Below are 22,037 nucleotides of genomic sequence, written 5' to 3' on the forward strand. Positions count from 1 at the left end.
TAGCAGTATCTTAAACGCTTATGAAGTACCTACGTGATATTGGTTCCTATTTTGTAATGATAACAAAGGTTTTTGGTAGCTTTACCAAACGATCTGTCTTACGGGAGCTTATTTTTAAGGAAATTGACGACTTGATCATCAGCTCACTCGGTATCGTTTCTTTTATATCCTTTTTTGTGGGAGGTGTGGTCGCCATACAGACTGCTCTTAACATGACAAACCCAATAATTCCTGAATCACTTATTGGATTTGCTACACGACAATCGGTAATATTGGAGTTTGCACCTACCTTTATTTCTATAATTATGGCTGGTAAAGTAGGTTCTTTCATTACATCCAGCATAGGATCTATGCGGGTTACTGAACAAATTGATGCATTAGAAGTAATGGGGATTAATTCATTAAATTATTTAGTATTTCCGAAGATAATCGCCTTAATGTTCTATCCATTTTTAATTGCAATAGCGATGTTTTTGGGCGTTATTGGAGGTTGGCTAGCCGGCGTTTATGGTGGATTTACTTCCTCAACCGCTTTTATTGAAGGTCTGCAGGATGACTTTATTCCATTTCAGTTGTTTTATGCCTTTTTCAAAACGTTCGTATTCGCCTTTATTTTGGCAACCGTACCATCGTGGCAAGGATATTATATGAAAGGTGGATCGCTTGAAGTTGGTAAAGCCAGTACCAACTCTTTTGTTTGGACTAGTGTGCTCATTATACTAGCAAATTACGTAATAACACAACTCCTTTTAAGCTCATGATAAAAGTAGAAGACATACATAAAAGTTTTGGAGACGAAGAGATATTAAAAGGGATTTCTACTACGTTCGAAAAAGGGAAAACCAATCTTATCATTGGTCAGAGTGGTAGTGGTAAAACGGTAATGCTTAAATGTCTTATTGGGCTTTTTAAGCCAGAAGAAGGTCGCATTTACTATGAAGATGAAGCCATACAGGATATGGACGATGAAAAACAGCGGGCCCTTCGTGAAGATATTGGTATGCTGTTTCAAGGTGGCGCATTGTTCGACTCGATGACTATTGAACAAAACGTGATGTTCCCTTTACGAATGTTTACTAAACAGAAAAAAAGTGAAATGTTGGAGCGCGTTAATGAAGTATTGGCAAGGGTTGATCTTAAAAACGTTAATAAAAAATTTCCTGCTGAAATTTCTGGAGGGATGCAAAAACGGGTTTCCATTGCTCGGGCCATTGTCAACCGACCTAAATTTTTATTCTGTGACGAACCCAATTCAGGTCTCGATCCTAAAACTGCTACCCTAATTGACAACTTGATCCAAGAGTTGACACATGAATACGATATTACAACGGTTGTGGTAACCCACGATATGAATTCGGTTATGGAAATAGGACAAAAAGTAGTCCTTCTTAAATTAGGAAAGTTGGTCTGGCAAGGCACCAATGAGGAGATATTTAAAACCGATAATGAAGATGTAACCAACTTCGTGTATTCTTCAGATTTATTTAAGAAAATAAGGGAAGTTCAAATAAAAGAACAATAATTTAACCTAAGCTATTGCTTATCAATTATTTTCCATAATTTTAGGAACTCTATATTCTATTATTATGAAAAAAACACTACTCTCCAGTATCTTTTTACTTGCTACACTTGGCATGTTCGGTCAAGTTTCATTTGTAAATCAATCCAACCTCATCGATTCATTTCCTGACACTTCAGAATGTGCTGTGGATATGAACGGTGATAATCTGGACGATTATGTGCGCATATCAAGCAGCGGCATTGGGATAGATTACCAACAAGCAGATGGCAGCTTTCAATCAACTATGTACAATATGTCTATTCAAAATCCTCCGGATTGGAGTGTAGCTGCAGGCGATTTGGACGGAAATGGTTACAACGATCTTGTTTTAGGTAACGGCTCACGTGTATCGTTTTTAATGGCAAATGAAGATGGGACAGATTACACAGAAGACGCTTCGCACGGGGAATACATTTTTTCACAACGCTCAACTATGGCAGATATTGACAACGATGGCGATTTAGACGCTTTTGTATGCCATGATGTGGACCTTAGCCATCCCTACCGAAATGACGGAAACGGAAATATGACCTTAGATCAATCCTTGATTGAAACCATTGACCTCCCTGGAAACTATGCAGCGATTTGGGTAGATTATGATAATGATGGCGACACCGATATGTACTTAACTAAATGCCGGGGAGGTTCCAGCCCAGGAGATCCGGAGCGTGACAATGCCATGTACACCAACAATGGTGATGGTACTTATACTGAAAATGCTGAAAGTATTGGTATGAAAGACAATGCACAATCATGGGCAACTGTTTTTGAAGACTTTGATAACGATGGTGATTTTGATGCCTTTATAGTAAATCACGATTTTCAAAACCGCCTTATGGAAAATGATGGTACCGGAAATTATAAAGATATTATTGAAACTTCAGGAATCGACCCAACCGATTTAGGTGCTTGGGAAAATCAAGCAGCTGACTTTAACAACGATGGTTTTGTCGATATTTTTTCTGAAATGTCTAAAGAATTATATATCAATAATGGTGATATGACCTTTACCGGAATGGATCTATCTTTTGATGAAGGAGCCATTGCAGATCTTAACAACGACGGATTTTTAGATGTTGTAAATGATGGCCAACTGTGGATCAATGAAGGGGCAAGCAATAACAATTGGGTTAAAATAATTTTAAAAGGTAAAGAAAGCAATAAAAATGGTATAGGTGCTCACATTGATATATATGGCGATTGGGGGAAACAAATGCGCGAAGTGCGTTCGGGTCAAGGTTTTAGTCATATGAACAGCCTTTCAGCCCATTTTGGGATAGGTGAAAGTGAAACTATTGACAAAATAACAATCACTTGGCCTTCTGGGACAGTAGATCAAATTGAAAACCCTGACATCAACACACTTCATGAAATCAATGAAGGCGATTTTCCGCTTTCCATTGGAGAAACTGACGTTGATCTTGTTACGGTATACCCTAACCCAACAACTTCTACTTTAAACTTTTCAAAAAATGGATTGGAAAATACGCCAGTACGCATTATGGATCTTACCGGAAAAACGGTTTTAAGCGCCAAAATATCTTCAGAAAACAACTTGAATGTTGAAGCTTTAAACAGTGGAGTTTATTTTGTTCAGTTTACGTTAAAAGAACAAAGCTTAAGCTATAAGTTCATCAAACAGTAAAAATATTTTTTTCAAATGTTACCGGAGCGTCCCAAAATTAATTTATTGCGGACGCTTCTTTATGGCGTATCCTGCACCAACAACGTATCCACTTTCATTTTAATTTTTAGCCAATCTAATAACGCTTGGTTCTTCTCTATCTTTTCTTTGGAGGAAACATTTTTTGCCCACGAAACATAGACTACCGGTAAGGTGTCGGTTTTGGTAAAATTGGTGGTAACCCTTCTTGAAAAAGAAAAGCTTTCCATATCCTTATAAACAGCTTTCACTTCTTTGCTTAGTTCTTCAAAAGGAAGGTCTTTAACTCGCAGTTTTGCAATCTCATTTTCTAGAAAGTCGATCCGGCTATTTTTATCTTGAATGGCTTGTTCATTCTTTACGTATAAATCTTCTAAAATACCCGCCTTAACATCACTTGATAATTTTTCAGCCAGTTCACCGCTTTGGTCTGTACCCTGATATATTCGAAGGTTAGCACCTTGTAACATTTCGCTTTCTTCCATCTGTGACAGCCATTCATTTATTGTAGATTGTGGCACAGGCCTTCCAATAAGGTACACTTCTATATCTTTTGTTTGAAAGTCTTGAGTGGATTTTACCACTTCGGCCCCTTCATATTTAATCACATTCTTTACAAACTCTTTGGTTTTGTTTTCAAAAAGTTGCTGGTCTAACAGGTTAATAAATAAAATAACACTAGGCACCATAACAATTAATGCTATTAATGAAGCAATCTGTGCAGTACGTCTTCTTCGTTTGGAGTTCGCATAACGAACCAAAGGAAAACGCAATAATTTTGAAACAATAAAGGTAGAAAGTGCTATAAAAACAGCGTTTATTGAAAATAGATATAATGCACCTCCGGCGTATTGAAAATTACCAATTGCCAACCCATATCCAACCGTACACAATGGTGGCATAAGTGCTGTAGCAATAGCAACACCAAAAATAACACTAGCAATGGTTCCACTTTTAGTCTTAGCTATAATGAGGCCTAAACCACCGAATATAGCCACTAAAACGTCCAAAATAGTTGGATAGGTACGTGCCACAAGCTCTGGAGTCTCTTCCGTTAAAGGAGAAAGCTCAAAATATAAGTAAGCTGTTAACACACTTAAAAAGACCATAATCCCTAGATTAACAAGAGAACGTCGTAGGGTTTCCACATCGTTAATTGCTACAGAAAGACCAATCCCAACAATAGGACCCATTAATGGAGAAATTAACATCGCACCAATTACCACGGCCGTACTACTCACATTTAAGCCTATGGAAGCTACAAATATGGAAAATATTAAAATCCAAGCGGTGTGACCTTTAAACGGAATATCCTTTTTTACAGCCTCAATCGTAGCATCACGATCACTATCGGACCGGATATCGAACAATTCTTTAAAGAATTTTTTAATACTTTCCCAAGTGTTCAGTTTTACCTGCTCAAATTCTTCATCGTTCGGAGTAACGTGAACGTTATCGTTTTTTTGCTGCTCGCTCATCTAGGTATATTTTTTTCCGAAGTTTTCTTTAACCTCGGCAAGTAATGTTTTAATATCTTGTTCTTTTTTCTTTGGGTAAATTAACAATACATCTTCCTTATCCACAATAATGTAATCATCAATTCCATCTACCACTACCAATTTTTCAGTTGAAGAATATATCATATTTCCGTTTGCATCTTTTAGATGTGGGACAGCGCGAACCACTGCGTTTTCTTGAGGATCTTTTTCCATTTTATCATGCAAAGCGCCCCAGGTTCCTAAATCGTTCCAATCAAATGAAGCTTTTTTTACATACACGTTATCGGCTTTTTCCATAATGGCGTAGTCAATAGAAATATTTTCAGCCTTATCATAATTTTCGGCAATAAATCCTTTTTCTTCGGAAGTGTTATAAGCCGGTATCCCTTCAGAAAAAAGCGCATGCATAACTGGATTGTTTTCTTCAAAAGCATCTGAAATACTTGTTACGCTCCATAGAAATATACCAGCATTCCACATAAAATTTCCTTCCGCTAGAAACTGTTTTGCAGTTTCATAATCTGGCTTTTCACGAAATTGTTTTACTCTCTTGATAACTGAATTTTCTTTCTTTTCAGCTTCAATATATCCATAACCGGTATTGGGAAAGGTAGGCTCAATACCTAAAGTCATTAAATAGTCTTCCCGCTGGCAAGCATCAAAACAGATTTGGACATCTTTCAAAAAAGCAACCTCATCTTCAATCCAGTGATCACTTGGTGCCACTAACATTAAAGCGTTGGGGTTCTTCTTTTTTATTTTTAAAGCTGAAAGTAAAATACAAGGTGCCGTGTTGCGCATGGCGGGTTCTAAAATCACCTGCTCTTCTGCTATTTGCGGCAATTGTTTTAACGTTAATTGCAAATACCGTTCATTGGTAAGCACCAAAATGTTTTCAGTAGGAATCATTTTATTGAGCCTAGAAAACGTTTTTTGGAGCAACGTTTGCCCTGTCCCCAACATATCATGAAATTGTTTAGGGAAATCGGTTGTACTTACCGGCCAAAAACGCGAACCAATTCCGCCAGCCATTATTACTGCATAATAATCCTTGTTCATTCTTCTTATTTTAAAAATTCCACTTCAGCATTTGGGTTAAACAAATACATTCTACCAGTTGCTACTTCAAGACATTCATAGCGTTTTACAAGCTTTTTCCCACGTTTGAAAATCCTCCCATTATACAGCCTAAAATGTGCTCCAAAAGGTATTTCAAATATATAGTTTTTATCGTTTGGTGGATCAAATTGTTTTAACGCTATAGATAATTTTGCATCTGTATCACTGCTTGCTCTCGGGTTCTTAAAGTGATTGGCCAACAGCGGTAACAATTGATTAGGAAAGACTTCTGGACGGATAAACGGCAGCATTAATTGCTGAAATGTTCGCTTCCACTCCACTCCATGTGGTTTAATGGTCCTTCCGTATTTTTGGAAAGCTACCAAATGAGCAATTTCGTGTACTAAAGTAATTAAAAACCGATAGGTATTTAAATTGGCATTTACTGTAATTTGATGCTGTCCTGTCGGCATTTTTCGATAATCACCATGCCGGGTTACCCGCTCATTTACAATTTTCAAATGAACATTGTTTGCCTTTATCAATTCAAAAACAGGAGTTACCGAAGTTTTCGGAATGTATTTCTCAAGGACTTGTTGCATGCATTATGGCGTTGAATTTGAAACCTGAAGAATTTTTCCGTTGTAATACTTGTTTCCGGTAAGTGCAAAATCTACAATATATTCAGCCATTTCTTTAGCCGAAAGTGGCGCTTTGTAGCCTGGAAAAGCTTCTTCTAACATTTCAGTTTGTACGGCGCCTAAAGCCAATGCATTAAACGACGGACCGTTTTCTTTATATTCTTCAGCCAAAACTTCAGTTAGGGTCAACACGGCTCCTTTACTACTGCTATATGCAGCGAGACCAGGAAACTTCATACTACCCTGAATACCGCCCATACTACTAATATTTAATACGTGGCTGCTTTTTTTCATAAATGGAACCACAGCTTGTGTAATGGCAGCCAATCCAAAAACATTTACCTCGTACGCATCCTTAAAATCTCCCTGTGTCAGTTTTTCGAAGGGTTTATTGACTATATATCCTGAATTATTAATCAGTATATCAACATGTTGCCACTTTTCTTTTACAAATTCAGAGACTTTTTCAATATCATCTGCGTCAGTAATATCACACGGAAAGCAATGACAGTTTGAAATATCCAGTCCTGAAATCGGGACATCATTTCTAGATAATGCTAACACATTGTGGCCAGCATCGGCTAAGATAGGCACCATTTGATAGCCTATTCCTCTACTGGTACCTGTAACAATTATATTTTTCTTCATAGTTTTAAATATAAACAAATCCCGCTGTCTTCTCAAGTGGAACACAACGGGATTTACAATTTGTTTAATCTGTATTTACACAAACATCGTAACCGGGTTCTCGATATATTTTCTAACCGTTTCTAAAAACTTAGCTCCAGTGGCACCGTCAACAGTACGGTGATCGCACGCTAACGTAACAGTCATCGTGTTACCAACAGCAATCGCTCCGTTTTTAACCACTGGCTTTTGCACAATAGCTCCAACCGATAAAATAGCAGAATTCGGTTGATTGATAATTGAAGTGAATTCCTTGATACCAAACATCCCTAAGTTAGAAACCGTAAAAGTACTTCCCTGCATTTCGTCAGGGCTTATTTTCTTGTTTCGCGCTTTCCCAGCCAATTCTTTTACGTTTCCACCAATTTGTGAAAAGCTCATTTGGTCTGCAAACTTAAGGACCGGAACCAATAATCCTTCATCTACTGCAACTGCAACACCAATATGGATGTGCTTGGCAATTTTGGTCGTATCGCCATGCCATTGTGTATTAACCTGTGGATGTTTTCTTAGGGCCATCGCGCAGGCTTTAATAATCATATCGTTATACGATATTTTTACATCTGGGTCACTATTTATCGCAGTTCTTGCTGAAATAGCGTTGTCCATATCAAGCTCAACCGTTAAGTAATAGTGTGGCGCGGTAAACTTAGATTCGCCTAAACGTTTGGCAATCGTCTTACGCATTTGAGAGTTTTTAACCTCTTCAAATTCTTCTTGCCCAACTGGCGTATATGCTTGTGCTCCAACTCCTGGCTGGTAATTTTCTATATCTTTCTTAACTATCCGACCGTGATCACCACTACCTTGTACTTGATTAAGGTTGATTCCTTTTTCTTCTGCCAACTTTTTAGCTAATGGAGAAACGAAAATGCGTCCACCGTCCTTGGTAGCCTGACCCGATTGTTTTTTATCTGAAGATTTTGATTTCTCTTCAGATTTGTTTTTAGAAGTATCTTTTGAAGCTTTTTCCTTTTTGTCTTCTTTGTCTTCAGACTTATCTTTAGAAGTTGAAGCATCGCCTTTCTTCGTTTCTTTTTTCTTGTCTTTTGAAGAATCTCCTCCTTTTTTGAAGTTTTTCATTACTTCTGAAACATCGGTTCCTTCCGGTCCAACAATGGCCAATAACGCATCAACTTTAGCCGTATCACCTTCTTCAATACCGATTTTAAGTAAGGTTCCTGAATAAAACGACTCAAACTCCATCGTTGCCTTGTCGGTTTCTATTTCAGCTAAAATATCACCTTCTTCTACTTTGTCGCCTTCTTGTTTTAACCAAGTAGCAACGGTTCCTTCTTCCATCGTATCACTAAGACGTGGCATCGTAATTACCTCAACGCCTTCTGGGATATTAAATTTACCAGAAATATCTTCATCAGATTCATCCTCTTCAGTATCATCGTTCTTTTCTTCTGAATTTTTCTTTTTAGACTTTTTAGAATCGTCTTTACCTTCAGATTTCTCATCATTCTCTTCTGAATCATCGTCAGAATCTTCATCCTTAGGTTTTTCCTCATTACCTTCTTCCGAAGCATCATCAGAGTCATCTTTAGATTCTCCCCCTCCATTAATTAAACCAGAAATATCTTCACCTTCTTCACCTATAATAGCAAGTAATTTATCTACCTCGGCGGTTTCACCTTCTTCAATACCAATATGCAATAAGGTCCCTTCATGAAAGGATTCAAATTCCATTGTGGCTTTGTCGGTTTCAATTTCAGCTAAAATATCGCCTTCTTCTACTTTGTCACCTTTGCTAACGAGCCACTTTGCTACGGTTCCTTCTTCCATAGTGTCGCTCAAGCGCGGCATGTTTATTACTTCTGCCATAGTCTATAATTTATGTGGTAAAAAAGGATAGTCTTCTTGTTCGTAAACCACGTCGTACATCACGTTTTTATCTGGGTAGTCTGAGTCTTCAGCAAATTTCTCGCATTCCTTTACGCGGTCCTTTACTTTTTTATTCACCTCTTTTATTTCGTCTTCAGTAGCCCACTTTTCTTCGTAAATTTTATGCAATACATACGAAATCGGGTCTTCTTCCTGCTTTTTCTTTACTTCATCCTTGGTACGGTAATGCTGTGCATCACTCATAGAATGCCCTCTGTATCGATAGGTTCTAACCTCTAAAAATGTAGGGCCATCACCACGACGAGCACGGTCTATTGCCTCATCCATTTCTTTGGCGATTACTTCAGGTTTCATACCATCAACTGGTTTACACGGCATCTCATAGCCTAAACCAAGTTTCCAAATATCAGTATGATTTGCAGTACGTGCTACGGAAGTTCCCATGGCGTATCCGTTATTTTCACAGATGAATACTACGGGTAATTTCCAAAGCATCGCTAAATTGAATGCTTCGTGAAGCGACCCTTGTCGTACCGCTCCGTCCCCCATATAAGTGAGGGTTACATTGTCTCGCTCAAAATACTTATCAGCAAAAGCAAGCCCAGCACCTAGTGGAATTTGGCCACCAACAATACCATGACCGCCATAAAAACGATGTTCTTTAGAGAAGATGTGCATAGAACCTCCTAATCCTTGAGAAGTTCCCGTTTTCTTTCCGTACAGTTCGGCCATTACTTTTTTAGGATCCACACCCATCCCGATAGGTTGTACGTGGTTTCGGTAGGCTGTTATCATACGGTCTTTTTTCAAATCCATAGCGTGCAAAGCACCTGCTAAAACAGCTTCTTGTCCGTTGTAAAGGTGTAAGAAACCTCTAACTTTTTGTTTAATATAAACCTGAGCTAACTTGTCTTCAAACTTGCGCCAGAAGAACATGTTCTCGTACCAGTCTAGATATGTTTTCTTTGTAATTTTTTTCATTGGATTGCTATACTATTCCACATAGGGAAATTAAAACACGATTAACAAAAGTACTATATTCTGAAGTTTTACAAAACACAGAAACATTAAAATACTACTAAATGTTACAGATAGCTTTTATCAAATAATAACGGCAGTAAATCTGCAATGGAATTAGCTTTAGCAACTTTACCAGTTTCGCCCATAAAATAAATAGCTATGGGTGATTCTTGCTTAATTTCGTATTCGGCAATGGCTTGACGACACGCACCACACGGAGGAATGGGTTTTGTTACTTTATGCTGTAAAGACCGTGCTGTAATAGCCATGGTTTTTATTGAACCATTAGGGTGAGTTGCACCAGCTTGATATATCGCTACGCGTTCAGCACAAAGACCAGAAGGAAAAGCGGCATTTTCTTGATTGTTACCTATTACTATTTCTCCGGAATTTAATTCTAAAGCTGCGCCAACTCTAAAACGTGAATAAGGCGCATAAGCATCTTCACGAGCTTGTTGCGCCTTATTCATTAAATTTTGAATCTCTTGTGGCAGTTCTGAAACAGAATCGTACACCTCAAGATTTATTTCAATTGTATGTTTTTTCAAATTATACGATTAATATTCGTCATACTCGTCTCCAAAGTTGAAAGTCAATCCAAAACGAAGTGTTCCTTCTAGTGGACTTCTTACTTTTGAAGTTGAGAATAAATAAGAAATATCGATATTAATAGCAGTGTATTTAAATCCTGCACCTAACGAAAGGAATTTTCTAAATCCTTTGTCCTCACTTTCGTTGAAATACCCTAGACGGAATGCAAATACATCTTGGTACCAATACTCAGCACCTAATGCCCAAGTAAATTCTTTTAATTCTTCTGAAAAACCATCTGGCGCATCCCCGAAAGAAGAGAAAATACCACTAAAGAAACTTTCATTGTAATAATCATCTTCACGATCTATAACACCATCATCGTTTGAATCGCTTGGAGTTGGCACTAACAGTTTATTAACCTCAGCACTAACGCCTATTTTATTGTATTCGTCTAAGATAAAATCGAAACCACCACCTAATGCTAAGTTGGTTGGCAGGTTGTTTTCCTGACCTGACTCGTCATATTTAAGCTTAGGACCAATGTTTGAAAAATTGAATCCACCTCTCCAACGACCATCAAAATCGTTGTAAGGAATTTCCTCACTTTGGTAATAACCAGCTACATCTACTGCAAAAGTATTAGCAGCATTCGCATCTGCAACTGATGTTTGTAATTTAAGATCGGAACGAATATACCTACCAGCAATACCCATAGAAAAACGATCACTCAAACGAAGTGAATATGATACATCGAACATTAATTCATTAGGCTTAACTAATAAAGGTTCTTGATCTGCTGTCTCTCTTAATTCAATTTCACCATTACTAAAGTAACGAAAACTAGCACCAACAGCACTACGCTCATTTAATCTGTTGTAATAAGTTATGTTTCCTAAAAAGATATCGTTTACCAATTTGCTTAAGTATGGTGTATACGTTACTCCAATTCCTTGTTTAGAAATAGCAAAAGCATATTTAGCGGGGTTCCACTGCTGCGAAAAAGCATCAGCAGAAGTTGTTACACCAATATCTCCCATACCTGCTGAACGTGCATCACCAGATATAAGCAAAAAAGGAACACCTGTTGTAATTACCCGTTGCGTGGTTACATCTTCGTCTTGGGCAACAGCATTGTAGGATAATAAAACGATTAAAAAAGGTAAAAATATTTTCTTCATGAGGTTCTAATTTTGGTCAAATATAAATTTATTTTTTAAAGGATAACTAGTTTTTCAAATTTTTCAGTTTGCTTATTGGTTAACGTAGATTTAACTGTAATCTTATATACATATACACCTTTTCCTATTTTATCTCCAAAATCATCCCTACCATCCCATACAATATCGCGAGAAAGGAAGCCATCGGTGTTAATAATTTGATTTTTGGTCCACACCACTTTTCCAGTTACAGTAAATACCTGAACCTGCACTTCCAAAGGTTCAAAAGGCCGGTTATGATTAAACCAGAACTCGGTATAGTTAACAAATGGGTTAGGGTAGTTTAATACTTTTGTAATTTTTAATTCATCATCTCCAGCCACTATAAATTGTATTTCAGATGTAGAAGAATTATTATATACATCCCAAGCTTTAAATGTTAAGGTGTGCAGTCCTTTCTCAAGATCCCGTAATTGGTAATTAGTGATTCCTTTGGTATAATCGTCTTTTTCTGCTTGATAATAATCATTCACCACTATTGGATTGGACTCATCACCATCTAAAATTGCAATCATATCGTGGCCAATACCACTAGCTGTATTAATACCGTTTTCATCTTCCAGTTTTGCAATGAGAATAGGAGAGGCATTTGTAACACCACCTGAAACAAAACTTTCATCATTCATAAACAAATTTACAGTTGGCCCTTGATTATCTTCAGGAGCATTTTCATTAATTCCTCCTATTTGCACCGAAAGATCGACTCCTGCTTGATCCTCCAAGGCATTATCTTCTTCAGTATAAAAATTGACACGTCCTGTTCCTACCGGTATTTGTATGTCTCTAGGCACGACAAATTCAAATTCAAAATTACCGTTAGCTACAGTTGCTTGTCCGTTGAAAAGGGTTTCGCCTAAGGTGGTAAAATCCAACACAAATCCTTGCGCATCGTTATCCAAAGTTTGTCGCTCCAATCGTTTATCAAAAACTTTTGCAGAAAGCACGCCATTATAATTAGTGAGCACATTGCCGTTTTCATCAACCACTTCACCGCCCATTTTTACCTTACCCAAGGCTTGCAATACATCTGGCGATTGACTTACAGGAACATCATTTATAGTGGTTAACCGTACGTTTTTCTTAGGAAAGGCTAATTGCATGGCCGGGTCACCTATATAGAAAACTACCCGGCGAAGGTTACTGCTTATATCATTTTTGGCAATTCGTAAAGCCTCTGCAGGGGTTTCGGGCACATTCAAACCATAACCAAATAAATGGGGTGCTAGTTTTTCATTAAATTCAACACCTAAGAATAGTCCAATAGAACGGGTTGTGCTAACCAATGATATAGCCCCACCTTCTTTATTCCAATAGGTAAGTTCCCCGGCTGTTATACGCTGAGGATTATCAAATTTAGTGAATTGACATGTTATAGTAACAATACATGGATACCTGTCTTTGTTTTTTAAATTACTACCTAAATCTTTAGTGTAGATAAATTCATGTGCCAATCCATCTTCCCCGCCGTGGCCAAAATAGTTTACAATTAAAGCCCCTACTTCTATATTGTTTTTTATGTCTTCGTTTACCTGCGGATATCGATCGCCTCCAGAAGAGGATTGTTGTTGATATGCATCAATATGAATTTTCTTTACATTGATAAACGGCTTTTCAGCTGAAATTTGATCCCCCAATGCATCCAACTCGATTTCAAGCTCTTCTTCTCCAGATTTATCCACGTCATCTGAAATCAGCATAAAATTATTTCGCCAGTTCCCGTATGATTCCTTTGAAGAATACGCTATAACTTTATCTACCAAAGTATTGGCTAAGCTAACCTCATCGGCCAATATCCTACCCACGGCAATATCAAGTCTGTCAATATCCGTAAGACCTTCACCTAAAGCATTTAAAGTCTTTCCACCTATGGTACCTTCATTTGCATCCATGTTTCCGAAAAAATCATCACTCATAAAGGAAGTTACATCACTGGTACTTGAAAGGGTATGAAAAGTCGGCACAATGTTATTATTGCCTGATAGTCGGTTTTTGTAATCTACTGATGTATCACCAAAAAGACAAAGGTATTTTATTCGTTTATCGGATGAGGAAGCATTATTGTATATATACCGAACAAAATTTCTTATAGCGCCAATATCTTGTTTCCCAGAACTGAACTCTTCATATATTTTATCTGTGGTTACCACTTTTACATTGAGACCATATAAATTTTTGTTGTGATTAGCAAGGCGCAGTGCAGGTTGCAATAAAAAAGGAGCTGTGACAATCAAGTAATCTACATCTTGAAAGGAACCAGACTCCCCGTTAAATACCGAGCCCTTTAGATTTTGGTTAAACACCCTTGGTTGGTTTATTTTTACTGGGGTATTGTAATCATTTGTATGTACGGCTACATACTTGCGAGCTGTTCCTAATATTGCTTTAAAAGCAAGATTTGATGCATTGTTTTCGTTTTGTTTTTCCGAAATAGAGCCCGGATTGGTAACATCCCATATTTCGCTTATCTGTGCTGTATTGCTTACCTGATACTCCCCTATTCCACTTAGGTTAGAAGCTTGTTTATAAGTAAAAGTAAGTTGTTTATCGGTAACAGATAGCTGGCGGGTTGCCTCTACACTTACATAGTCTAAATAACCAACACTAGATGGATTTCCTGCATTATTATAGGAAAGATCCACAGTAACAGTTTCTCCAGCAACAGGAATTTGTCCTTGAGCTTTGCTTAATTCTCTAACGGATAAAACGATACTTTCACCTGTGAGCGCGCTAAAAGTTAAGGGGTTTAAACTGGTTCCATTTATTGAAACGGCCAGCGATGTAGCTGTTTCCGAAACAGCACCCGCTCTAACAGCCACCTGCATACTTGTTGACGGAACTATATTCGGGAAAGTAAACTCGTAGGTTTGTTCACTTTCAAAATCAAAACGATTCCCAAACCAGCGTCTTCCAACTTTTCCAGGAGAATATTCGTCTAGTTCGTGAAATTGGTAGTCTTGAAATGAAGTAATGGTAGTTGTAGGCGCTCCAGATGGCTCTATCATGGCCTGTACTCGTTTTCCAGTACCACCATCAGCAGTAATGTAATAATAGGAGTCGTCGCTATATGGATTTAAATTAGTTTGGTTTTCAGGATCATAACCTTTCGTGCTTGTTCCATAAAAGAGAATATAGTCACCATTATCAAAAGAACCATCTTCCCCTCCAATTACCTTTATAGATGTTTCAGGGAGATCAAATTCAGTATTTAAAGAGTTAAGTAAAGGTAGCGGCTTACCACCATGACCATATATTTTTAGGTTTTGAGGGTTTATATTACTAGTGTTTATTCCTAAATCCTCCAAAAAAGATTTATCAATACGGTGTATGCCGTTTTCTTCTACTTTAAACTTAAACCAGTCACCGGTTGCTAATACCGAATTGGTTATAGGCATCCTAAAATTACCCATTCTATTTTGTGCTTTCTTTTTATAAGAAACAGAAAATGATTTTACCTTTCGCAATAGCCCGTTCACCTTTACTACAGGTGATAAAGAAACCGAAGTATAAATTATGTCCCGCGCCTTACTACTATGAATGGAGTAAGTGAGCTTTTCTGGAACTAGATCCTTATTTATTTTTTGAAGCTCTTGCGTTGTTAACGCTCCGTAGGATACATTGGATATTTCAATAGAACTTTCATCAGCAAAACCTGTGTCTTTCCATTGGTTTTGATAAATCAATTGGTCCTCATTAATAGTAAGCCTAAGGTGATCAAAATTGTCTTTTTTTAAGGCACTTTTATCATTTATAGCCGATACAGAGCTAGATGCTTTTCGGGTATCACCCCATTGTATTGTAATATTCTTGGTTTGTGCCAACAATAAAAACGGCAATAAAACAATTGAAATAAGAAGTATTGTTTTTTTCATCATAATCAATAACGCGTCAAATATACACTTAGTATGGGTTCTTTTTTAAAGTTTTCAGTATTTTACATTTTAAGTAATAATAACAAAAAAACTACGTTTGTACACAAGTTAGTAGGCAATGGTCCATAAAACTAACGAATCAATAATAATAAAATATTATTGATATTATCCCGTTAATTATTATATTGCAAACCCAATTTTATTCATAAATCTAACTATGAACATAAACAAAACCTTAGCATTACGTCTATTTATAGCATTGATTACAACTAGTTTACTTATAAGTTGTAACAATTCTAGGGACTATAAAGACAGTTCCCGTGCAACTGGTTGGAAGATGAACGCCAAAGAAGGTGGTTTTAAATACAACCCTAAAGCCAAGGAACAAGAAACTGGTCCCGGTCTTATATTTATTGAAGGGGGTACCTTTACCATGGGTAGAGTACAAGACGACCCAATGCACGATTGGAATAACACTCCAAACCAACAGCACGTTCAATCCTTTTACATGGACGAGACCGAAGTTACCAACCTTATGTACCTCGAATATTTAGATTGGTTAAAAAGTGTTTTTCCTCCTTCTGACGAAAATTACCGTCAAATATACGAAGGTGCTTTACCAGACACCTTAGTATGGAGAAACCGATTAGGGTACAATGAAGTTATGACCAATAATTACTTACGCCACCCCGCTTATGCAAATTATCCGGTAGTAGGAGTTAGTTGGATTCAAGCTGTGGAGTTCAGTAAATGGAGAACAGACCGTGTTAACGAATTTATTCTAGAAGAAGAAGGCTATACGGCAAGAGGTGCCCGTTATGATGTTGAGCCAGGCGAAACCTTCAGCACACAAACATACCTAAATGCCCCAACCAAAACATATGGTGGAAAAGATTCCATTACTAGAGGTGGAAGCCAATCAGAACGAATAGCAGAACGAAGCGAAGACAGCACCAACTTGTACGTACAACGTAAAGATGGATTACTGTTACCTGGCTATCGTTTACCTACTGAAGCTGAATGGGAATACGCCGCTCTTGGATTAGTGGGACTTAGAAACTACAATGTTTACCGAGGCCGAAAAAAATATCCTTGGGATGGACAATATACACGTTCTGACAAAAGAAGAAGTCGTGGTGACCAATTAGCCAACTTTAAACAAGGCGATGGTGATTATGGTGGAATTGCAGGATGGAGTGATGATGGCGCCGATATAACAGCCGAAGTAAAGTCGTACGAAGCTAATGATTTTGGCTTATATGATATGGCAGGAAACGTAGCCGAATGGGTTGCCGATGTATACCGCCCAATTGTTGACGATGAATTTAATGATTTTAACTACTATCGTGGAAACGTATATACCAAAAACGCAATAGGTGAAGATGGAAAGGTTAAAATAGTAACATCAGACTCTATTGTATATGATACATTAAGTAATGGTAGGATTGTTGCTAGAAATCTGCCCGGCGAAATTTTACAAGTACCCGTGGGCGAAGAAGAAACATACCAACGAACTAACTTCTCAGAAAGTGACAACCGTGATTTTAGAGATGGAGACAAACGATCTTCTCGCAGATATCAATCTTTTGCAGATGAATTTAGCACTGACGATGAAAATGAAGAAAACCGGATGTATAATTCACCTAAAAATCGCGTGCTTACTGATAGTACCGGTCAAGTTGACATGCAATACGACCAATCTAATAGACGTACTACTTTAATAGACAACGAAGTAAGAGTATATAAAGGAGGATCATGGCGAGATAGAGATTATTGGTTAGATCCTGCTCAAAGACGCTATTTCCCTCAAGATATGGCAACCGATTATATTGGATTTAGATGTGCGATGTCCCGTGTGGGCTCAAAATCTAAAAAAGGGAAACGACCTAGAAATTAAAAGATTTTTGTATTCAAAAAAAGCCTTGAATTATTAATTCAGGGCTTTTTTTATATTTATTCGTTAACAAATTCAATTTTTTTTTAACTTGCTACTTGAATAAGATGTGAGTTCCCTATGATAAAATTTTTACGAAACTACTTATTACTCCTGTTTTTAGTCTTGTTATGCACAAACTGTAGTAATTCTAGGGATTACGATAAAAACTCACGTGCTACTGGATGGAGTGCTTTTGGACGGCAAGATGGCTCTAAAACGAATAGAAAAATTCAGATAAAAGAACAGGAAACCGGTCCCGGTTTGGTATTTATAGAAGGAGGAACTTTTACAATGGGCCGCGTGCAAGATGACCCAATGGGTGACTGGAACAATACACCTAACCAACAGCACGTACAATCGTTCTATATGGATGAGACAGAAGTAACCAACCTCATGTATCTAGAATACCTGGATTGGTTAAAAAAAGTATTTCCTCCAGAAGAAGAAAGTTTCAGAAAAATCTACGAAGGTGCATTACCAGATACGCTAGTTTGGAGATCCAAATTAGGATTTAACGAGGTAATGGCTAATCAATATTTACGACATCCAGCTTTTGCCGAATACCCTGTAGTTGGTGTTAGCTGGATTCAAGCAGTTGAATTTTCAAAATGGCGCACCGACAGAGTCAATGAGCTTATATTAGAAGAAGAAGGTTTTATTCAAGAAAATGTTCGGTATAATAGCACGCCAAGTTCTGTGTTTACTACCGAGACGTATTTAAAAGCGCCAACACTTACCTATGGCGGTAATGATAGTATAACTGGAGGAAGTGAGCGCTCTCAAAAAATAGCCCAACGAGGCGACAGCACACAAATATTTGCAAGAAGAAAAGATGGAATTTTGCTTCCCGCCTACCGTCTCCCTACTGAAGCAGAATGGGAATATGCCGCGCTTGGTCTTGTAGGAATACGAAACAAAAACACCTATAAAGGAAGAAAAAAATATCCTTGGAACAGTCAATACACTCGATCGTTAAAACGTAAAAATCGAGGAGATCAATTGGCAAACTTTAAACAAAGGGATGGTGATTATGGCGGTATTGCTGGCTGGAGTGATGATGGCGCAGATGTTACGGCTCAAGTTAAATCATATAAATCAAATGATTACGGACTTTATGATATGGCTGGAAATGTAGCCGAATGGGTTGCCGATGTATACCGTCCAATTGTAGATGACGATTATAATGATTTTAATTATTACCGTGGAAATGTCTATACAAAGAACAAATTGGACGAGAATAGAAACATACAGGTAATCACTCCCGAAACAATTGAGTATGACACGCTACCAAACGGTAAAGTAGTTGCCACAAAATACCCTGGAGAATTAGTAACAATACCTGTTGACAAAAAAGAGACCCATCTTCGTATTAATTTTTCAAAAAGCGACAATAGAGATTATAGAGACGGCGATAAACTTTCGTTACGCTACAATCCTGCTTTTTCCGATACAGATTCTGATGGTAATGAAAGAAGAATGTATAACTCCCCTATTTATAAAATGCAAGTTACAGATGATGGTTCTATAAAACCAGAATACGATCATTCCTCACAAAGAAGAACCCTGATAGACGATGAAGTACGAGTTTACAAGGGAGGCTCTTGGAAAGACCGCGATTATTGGCTAGACCCTGCACAGCGTAGATACTTACCACAATATATGGCCACTAATTATATTGGTTTTCGATGTGCTATGTCACGAGTAGGCTCTAAATTCAAAAAGAAAAACAAACGGCCCACACATTAAATTTTACTTAAAACTACACTCGCACTTTAGCTTTCACAATCGCTTTTAGTACTTTTATTTTTATGACTATTAAAAAGCTTCATCAAGAATTTTTAACGAGCAGCGGTATTTGCACCGATACTCGAAAAATTAAAAAAAATTGTCTCTTTGTAGCCCTTAAAGGTGACAACTTCAACGGAAACACCTTTGCAGCCGAAGCCATAAAAAAAGGAGCATACAAAGTTGTTATAGATGAAAGTGAATATCAAAATGACCAAACTATTTTGGTTAAAAATGGTTTGATAGCACTGCAAAAGCTAGCTACTTTCCATAGAAAGCAGCTTAAATTGCCAATACTGTCCTTAACCGGAAGCAACGGGAAAACCACCACCAAAGAGTTAATAAATGTAGTCCTTTCAAAAAAATTCAACACGGTTGCCACTAAAGGGAATTTAAATAACCACATTGGAGTTCCGCTTACATTATTATCGATGACTTCGGAAACTGAATTTGGTATAGTTGAAATGGGCGCCAACCACTTGCACGAGATAGAAAGCCTCTGCCAAATTGCTCAGCCTGATTATGGTTACATTACTAACTTCGGAAAGGCTCATTTAGAAGGCTTCGGGAGTATGGAAGGCGTTGTAAAAGGTAAGTCAGAACTGTACCGTTATTTAGAAAGCCATTCAAAAACGGTTTTTGTGAATGGAAATGACACCAAACAATTGGAATTGACCAAAAGTTTGGATCAAGTTGTTTTTAACGATACCATCATTCAACTAATGGATGCTTCAAATGAAGTAAAAGTCAAATTTCGAAATACCGAAATACAAAGTAAACTTGTCGGGCTATATAACTACGCTAATATAGCAGCGGCCATTGCCATCGGTAATTATTTTAATATTTCCGAAGAGCATATTAAAGCAGCTATTGAAAGCTATATTCCGCAGAATAATCGTTCACAGCGCATTGAAAAAGCAGGTCACAAAATACTATTAGATGCTTATAACGCCAACCCTACTAGTATGATGGCAGCTTTGGAAAATTTTAAGCAAGCTGAAGGCAACAACAAAATTTTAATCCTGGGTGATATGTTTGAAATGGGAACGGAAGCTGAAAAAGAACACCAACACATTGTTGCTTTTTTAGAAAGCAATCCTTTCGGAAAAGCTTATTTATTAGGCAGTAATTTCAAAAAAACAAACAAAAAAGCTGCTCATATCTATACATTTGAAAGTTTTGATGACTTTAAAAAGCAGATTAAAGTTGAAGATTTCAAAAATTGTTTCTTCTTAATAAAAGGATCTAGAGGGATGGCTCTTGAACGAATTTTAGATTTGCTTTAAAATAAAAAATCCACTTTGAGTGGGGCATACTGGATTCGAACCAGTGACTTCCACGTTGTCGACGTGACACTCTAAACCAACTGAGTTAATGCCCCATTTAAACCATAAAACTACTATTTATTTTATTTTTTTAAGCGGTTTTTTCTTGATCATTCCGCCTTTTGCATCTTTTACAGATGCCATGATAATAAACGCTTCGTGGTCAACTTTATCAATTTCAGTTTTCAGCCTTGACATCTCTAAACGGGTAATCACCGTATACACTACGTTGGTATCTTTAAGCGGTTGGCCTTCTTTGGCAAAACCATTTTGAGCTTTATAGATTGTGCAACCCCGTCCTAAATTATTTACAATTGTTTTTCGTATTTCTTCATTATGTTCCGAAATTATGGTAACGCCCATAAATTCTTCAACACCATCTATTACAAAATCTACGGTTTTAGAAGCGGCAAAATACGTTAGTATTGCATACAATGCAATTTCAACAGAAAGAAAATAAGCGGCTGTTAAAAAGATAAGAACATTGAAAATTAAAATCACATTTCCTACGGTCATACTAGTTTTTCGACTTATATAAATAGCTAAAACCTCGGTTCCGTCAATAATAGCACCGCCACGAATAGCCATCCCAATACCTAAGCCCAAAAAGAAACCCCCAAAAGTTGCTATTAAAATACTGTCTTCTGTAATGGTGGGAATAGGGATAAAATAAAGCGAAAGAGATAAAAGTAAAATACCCAACACACTTTTTATAGCAAACCGCTTACTAATGGCAAAATATCCTAAAATTAGAAAAGGTAAGTTGATACAGAAAATTAGTATAGGCAACGAAATTCCTGTTAACTCTCGCACAATTAAAGAAATACCGGTTACCCCTCCGTCTATAAACGAATTGGGTAATAGAAAGCCCTTTAAGCCAAACGTAGCAGCAAGCACACCAATTATTAAATACACAAAGTCTGAAATTTCATGTTTTATTTCAACCTCAAGATTTTCAGCTCTTTTTTGAATTTGTTTTTCGGTAGGTTTTGTTTCTTGATTCTTTTGACGCCTTTTTACGCTCTCGACTATTATGTTTCGTATAATTGGGTTCACAAGCAAATAAATTTATTGAACTAAGATAAACAACCTAACATAAGTTGCCTTTCTTTCTAAGTGAATATTTTAAAACTTCTATAAAATAAAAAAACCCGATGAAAAACTTCATCGGGTTTTGCTGGTGGGCGCGAAGGGATTCGAACCCCTGACCCCTTGGGTGTAAACCAAGTGCTCTGAACCAACTGAGCTACGCGCCCTTGCTGTTAGCGGTTGCAAATATAAGCTACTTTTTAATTCCCACAAACAAAAAATTAAAAAAATTAAAAATAATATCATCACCGCTATCATACGTTAATTTTCAAGATTATAAAGTTACGTTAAACCCATAATC

At 37.3% G+C, this 22,037-nt stretch carries 16 protein-coding genes and 2 tRNA genes; 6 read left to right on the top strand and 12 right to left on the bottom strand.

Annotated features, from left to right (window positions below; translation table 11 throughout):
* Positions 1–20: 20 nt before the first annotated feature.
* The 3 genes from DZ858_RS01095 to DZ858_RS01105 all read left to right on the top strand — a co-directional run bounded on the left by DZ858_RS01095 (position 21) and on the right by DZ858_RS01105 (position 3,206).
* A complete protein-coding gene (locus DZ858_RS01095; protein ID WP_117157731.1) occupies positions 21–761 on the top strand; it encodes an MlaE family ABC transporter permease in 741 nt (246 codons plus the stop codon).
* Positions 758–1,522, top strand: coding sequence for an ABC transporter ATP-binding protein (locus DZ858_RS01100; protein ID WP_117157732.1), 765 nt, complete (start codon positions 758–760; stop codon positions 1,520–1,522). The genes DZ858_RS01095 and DZ858_RS01100 overlap by 4 nt, the downstream gene beginning before the upstream one ends.
* A 64-nt stretch (positions 1,523–1,586) precedes the next feature.
* Positions 1,587–3,206: an FG-GAP-like repeat-containing protein gene (locus tag DZ858_RS01105; RefSeq protein ID WP_117157733.1), complete on the top strand. Its 1,620-nt coding sequence runs from the start codon at positions 1,587–1,589 to the stop codon at positions 3,204–3,206.
* A 59-nt stretch (positions 3,207–3,265) separates the two neighbouring features.
* Here DZ858_RS01105 and DZ858_RS01110 read toward each other — a convergent pair whose 3' ends face one another.
* From DZ858_RS01110 to porU, 9 genes are all read right to left on the bottom strand, one after another.
* Positions 3,266–4,702, bottom strand: a complete 1,437-nt coding sequence (locus tag DZ858_RS01110) for a DUF389 domain-containing protein (RefSeq protein ID WP_117157734.1) — start codon at positions 4,700–4,702, stop codon at positions 3,266–3,268.
* Positions 4,703–5,782 (bottom strand): mannose-1-phosphate guanylyltransferase, encoded by a 1,080-nt coding sequence (locus tag DZ858_RS01115; protein WP_117157735.1) that lies wholly within the window; start codon positions 5,780–5,782, stop codon positions 4,703–4,705.
* Between the two features lie 5 nt (positions 5,783–5,787).
* A complete protein-coding gene (locus tag DZ858_RS01120) occupies positions 5,788–6,384 on the bottom strand; it encodes a SprT-like domain-containing protein (RefSeq protein ID WP_117157736.1) in 597 nt (198 codons plus the stop codon).
* Positions 6,385–6,387: 3 nt separating this feature from the next.
* A complete protein-coding gene (locus tag DZ858_RS01125) occupies positions 6,388–7,071 on the bottom strand; it encodes an SDR family NAD(P)-dependent oxidoreductase (protein ID WP_117157737.1) in 684 nt (227 codons plus the stop codon).
* A 75-nt stretch (positions 7,072–7,146) separates the two neighbouring features.
* A complete protein-coding gene (locus tag DZ858_RS01130) occupies positions 7,147–8,940 on the bottom strand; it encodes a pyruvate dehydrogenase complex dihydrolipoamide acetyltransferase (protein WP_117157738.1) in 1,794 nt (597 codons plus the stop codon).
* Positions 8,941–8,943: 3 nt separating this feature from the next.
* Positions 8,944–9,942: a pyruvate dehydrogenase (acetyl-transferring) E1 component subunit alpha gene (pdhA, locus tag DZ858_RS01135; protein ID WP_117157739.1), complete on the bottom strand. Its 999-nt coding sequence runs from the start codon at positions 9,940–9,942 to the stop codon at positions 8,944–8,946.
* A 104-nt stretch (positions 9,943–10,046) separates the two neighbouring features.
* A complete protein-coding gene (cdd, locus tag DZ858_RS01140; RefSeq protein ID WP_117157740.1) occupies positions 10,047–10,529 on the bottom strand; it encodes a cytidine deaminase in 483 nt (160 codons plus the stop codon).
* A gap of 9 nt (positions 10,530–10,538) precedes the next feature.
* Positions 10,539–11,693 carry a type IX secretion system outer membrane channel protein PorV gene (porV, locus tag DZ858_RS01145; protein WP_117157741.1) on the bottom strand — a complete coding sequence of 385 codons (1,155 nt, stop codon included), beginning with the start codon at positions 11,691–11,693 and terminating at the stop codon, positions 10,539–10,541.
* Between the two features lie 35 nt (positions 11,694–11,728).
* Entirely contained in the window at positions 11,729–15,604 is a 3,876-nt protein-coding gene (gene porU, locus DZ858_RS01150) for a type IX secretion system sortase PorU (protein WP_239990695.1), read from the bottom strand.
* A 214-nt stretch (positions 15,605–15,818) separates the two neighbouring features.
* Here porU and gldJ (DZ858_RS01155) point away from each other — a divergent pair, with 214 nt between their 5' ends.
* The 3 genes from gldJ (DZ858_RS01155) (at position 15,819) to DZ858_RS01165 (ending at position 20,608) form a co-directional block, all read left to right on the top strand.
* Positions 15,819–17,498 carry a gliding motility lipoprotein GldJ gene (gene gldJ / locus DZ858_RS01155; protein ID WP_117157743.1) on the top strand — a complete coding sequence of 560 codons (1,680 nt, stop codon included), beginning with the start codon at positions 15,819–15,821 and terminating at the stop codon, positions 17,496–17,498.
* Positions 17,499–17,615: 117 nt separating this feature from the next.
* Complete coding sequence (gene gldJ, locus DZ858_RS01160) at positions 17,616–19,283, top strand: gliding motility lipoprotein GldJ (RefSeq protein ID WP_117157744.1); 1,668 nt, start codon at positions 17,616–17,618, stop codon at positions 19,281–19,283.
* Between the two features lie 62 nt (positions 19,284–19,345).
* A complete protein-coding gene (locus tag DZ858_RS01165) occupies positions 19,346–20,608 on the top strand; it encodes a UDP-N-acetylmuramoyl-tripeptide--D-alanyl-D-alanine ligase (protein WP_117157745.1) in 1,263 nt (420 codons plus the stop codon).
* A 20-nt stretch (positions 20,609–20,628) separates the two neighbouring features.
* Here the strand turns inward: DZ858_RS01165 and DZ858_RS01170 are convergent.
* From DZ858_RS01170 to DZ858_RS01180, 3 genes are all read right to left on the bottom strand, one after another.
* A tRNA-Val gene (locus tag DZ858_RS01170) sits at positions 20,629–20,703 on the bottom strand.
* Between the two features lie 22 nt (positions 20,704–20,725).
* On the bottom strand, positions 20,726–21,703 hold the full coding sequence (locus tag DZ858_RS01175; protein ID WP_117157746.1) for a YitT family protein: 978 nt from the start codon (positions 21,701–21,703) through the stop codon (positions 20,726–20,728).
* A gap of 122 nt (positions 21,704–21,825) precedes the next feature.
* Positions 21,826–21,903: transfer RNA gene (locus tag DZ858_RS01180), tRNA-Val, on the bottom strand.
* Between the last annotated feature and the right edge of the window lie 134 nt (positions 21,904–22,037).

Origin of the sequence: Marixanthomonas ophiurae (assembly GCF_003413745.1) — a bacterium.
Lineage (GTDB): Bacteria > Bacteroidota > Bacteroidia > Flavobacteriales > Flavobacteriaceae > Marixanthomonas > Marixanthomonas ophiurae.